This window comes from Nocardia sp. NPDC004573, from assembly GCF_053602135.1.
The window spans coordinates 1-3,177 of sequence record NZ_JBSGDA010000033.1 but is presented as its reverse complement, the minus strand read 5'-3'; the positions used below and the strand labels follow the sequence as shown (position 1 = coordinate 3,177).

At 67.9% G+C, this 3,177-nt stretch carries 2 protein-coding genes; both read left to right on the top strand.

The features are described from left to right. Positions 1-164: 164 nt before the first annotated feature. Complete coding sequence (locus ACWEKR_RS32300) at positions 165-806, top strand: DNA-3-methyladenine glycosylase (RefSeq protein WP_452357713.1); 642 nt, start codon at positions 165-167, stop codon at positions 804-806. Positions 807-1,463: 657 nt separating this feature from the next. Beyond that, complete coding sequence (tyrS, locus tag ACWEKR_RS32295; RefSeq protein WP_195087997.1) at positions 1,464-2,753, top strand: tyrosine--tRNA ligase; 1,290 nt, start codon at positions 1,464-1,466, stop codon at positions 2,751-2,753. The last annotated feature ends 424 nt before the right edge of the window (positions 2,754-3,177 follow it).

Below are 3,177 nucleotides of genomic sequence, written 5' to 3'. Positions count from 1 at the left end.
TACGTACGTAGTCGCTTCTTGTGGTGCGACCGGCCAGGCCGACAGCGAAGGTCGACCACGGGTGCGTCGTATCCCGCGTCCCTTTTCGATGCGCGACCGGCCACGCGGGAAGGGAAGTGGTCGCCGAGCGGCTGGGCGAACTCTTGTCGTAGCCGTCGAGGACAATGGCGGCTGTGTGTGCCCAGTCTGTCGAGGAACTTGCCGTAGAACCGCCGGCCGCCGCCCGTCGCTTGCTCGGGGCGACCTTGTGGTCGGGTCCGGTCGGTGTGCGGATCGTCGAAGTAGAGGCCTACGGGGGAGACCCGGCGGGGCCGTGGCCCGATCCGGCTTCGCATTCCGGTCGCGGCCGGACCAAGCGCAATGACGTGATGTTCGGCCCGGCCGGTGTGCTGTACGTCTATCTCAGCTACGGCATGCACACCTGCATCAATGTGACGAGCGGGCCGGACGGCGTCGCCAGTGCGGCGCTGATCCGCTCCGGCGAGGTCATCGCGGGCCTCGAAGCAGTGCGCGCGCGGCGGCCCGGGGCTCGATCCGATCTCGACTTGGCCCGGGGCCCTGGCAATCTCGGCAGCGCGCTGGGAATCACTGTGAAGGACTACGGAACTCGCCTGTTCGACCCGTCGTCACCGATTCGGCTGGAACTGCGCGGTCCGGTGCAGACGGCCGAGATCGCGAGCGGTCCGCGGGTCGGCGTCAGCAGCGCGGCGGATGTGCCGTGGCGTTTCTGGTTGCCGGAGTCGCGAGCGGTGTCGGTCTACCGGCGCAGCCCGCGTGCTCCGCTACCCGCCACGAAGTCGGCCTGACGACGCGGAGGAGATTCCGCCGCCGCTCGACGTCCGCGGCGGCCCGTCCCCTCGGAGGAACGCGCCGTCGACCCGGCGCCATCGAGCTGGAGGACAGAGGGATGACCGCCATCGCCGGAAACGCATCGCAGTAGTTCGTCCGGGCACGGTGCTCGATCGCAACCCGGGCTTCTCTGCGGTGGGGGAAACGCTGTCGAGTCGACCGCACATGCAACGCGGCCGGTGAACTTCGGTCACCGGCGTTGCGGGGGCGATCCACGGACACCTGGAACGTTCGGGTCGGTGCGCCTGCCGAGCACTCGTGGAGGTCGTGCGCCGCGCTCGCTGTCCGGCGCTCGGCAGTATCGAACCCGGGCGAGCGCATGGCCGCGACCAGCCCAGACGGAGCCGCGACCGGTGACCGAGTTCTCGTCCACCGGCGAGCTTCGGCTCGCGCGACAGTGCCCCGACGTCCTGATCGCCACTGTCCCGCTCGTAGGCGGCCTTGCGCCGTCTCGGCGGCTGTCCTCGACCGCGATCGCGCCCCGTGTCGACTGTGCGAACGATTCCGGCCGACGTCGCGGACCGACTCGCCGAAATCGTTCGACCCACCCACACCGCACCGTGACACTGAGGTGCACACGAGGCCCCGGACCTCGTGCGGAAAGATAGGACATCGTGAGCGGCGACATCATCGACGAACTGACCTGGCGCGGTCTGATCGCGCAGTCCACCGACCTGGATGCCTTGCGTGCGGCGGCGGCCGCCGGGCCGCTGACCTTGTATGCCGGTTTCGATCCCACCGCGGCCAGCTTGCACGCCGGTCACCTGGTGCCGTTGCTCGCGCTGAAACGCTTCCAGCGCGCCGGCCACCGCCCGATCGTGCTGGCCGGTGGGGCCACCGGCCTCATCGGCGACCCGCGCGACGTCGGCGAACGGACCATGAACTCCACCGACACGGTCGCGAGCTGGGCCGATCGCATTCGCTCCCAGCTGGAGCGCTTCGTGGACCTGGACGACTCGCCGACCGGAGCGGTCATCGCGAACAACATGGACTGGACCGGCCCGCTGAGCGCCGTCGACTTCCTGCGCGATGTCGGCAAGCACTTCTCGGTGAACGTCATGCTGGCGCGCGACACCGTCAAGCGGCGCCTGGACGGCGAGGGCATCTCCTACACCGAGTTCAGCTACATGCTGCTGCAGGCCAACGACTACCTGCAGTTGCGCCGCAAGTACGGCTGCACCCTGCAGGTCGGCGGCTCCGACCAGTGGGGCAACATCATCGCGGGGGTCGAACTCAACCGCCGGGTGGACGGCGCGTCCGTGCACGCCCTGACCGTCCCCCTGGTCACCTCCGCGGACGGCAAGAAGTTCGGCAAGTCCACCGGCGGCGGCAGCCTGTGGCTCGATCCCGAGATGACCAGCCCGTACGCGTGGTACCAGTACTTCGTGAACACGGCGGACGCCGACGTGGTGCGCTACCTGCGCTGGTTCACCTTCTTGTCGCGCGCGGAACTCGACGAGCTCGAGCGCGCGACCGCGGAGCGCCCGCACGCCAGGGAAGCGCAGCGCAGGCTCGCCGCCGAGATGACCACCTTGGTGCACGGGGAGACCCACACCCGCGCGGTCCAGTTGGCCAGTCAGGCGCTGTTCGGTCGCGGCGAACTGCGCGAACTCGACGAGGCGACCCTCGGCGCGGCGTTGCGCGAAGCGGCGATCGACGGTGAGGTCGCGCAGATCAAGGCCGGCGAGCCGAACACCATCGTGGACCTGCTCGTCGCGACCGGCCTGTCCGAGAGCCGCGGCGCCGCCAGGCGCGCGGTGAACGAAGGTGGCGCAGCGGTGAACAACGTGAAGATCTCCGATATCGAGTGGACCCCGGAAGACGCCGACTACCTGCACGGACGCTGGCTCGTGCTGCGGCGCGGCAAGAAGAACCTCGCCGGGGTGCTGCGGGCCGGTGTGTGACGATCGCGGTGGCTTGAATCACATCCGTGTGATTCAAGCCGGCCTTCACAGTGATCGCGAGCCGCTGACCAGCGGAAACGCCGGTTCTTCCAGGCGATTTGACGTAGCGTTTTCCGCCGCGTAACTTAGTCCAGGTCAGAGCGACACGGACACCAACCCGGAGCCGAAGCGAGGCGGAGACGCCGAGCGGGACCGGGAAACGCGGTAGGACGAGGAGCGCCTGGTAGCCCAGTCCAAAGCGGATCTTCCGATAGTCTTGACTTCGGTTGACTGCTTGGTTAGGCTGGGAAAGTTGCCTCACAGAAGGTCCGGTCGAGACTGGCCCGGATGTGTGTGCGTGTGTTCTTTGAGAACTCAATAGTGTGTCGATGAATGTCAGTGCCAAATATTTTTTGGTTCCGGCTCTTCCGCTCCCCGTGTGGAG

What these genes read in the sequence shown, in the direction of transcription:
- ACWEKR_RS32300 (WP_452357713.1), top strand. Translation starts at nt 165, where the DNA reads ATGGCGGCTGTGTGTGCCCAGTCTGTCGAGGAACTTGCCGTAGAACCG.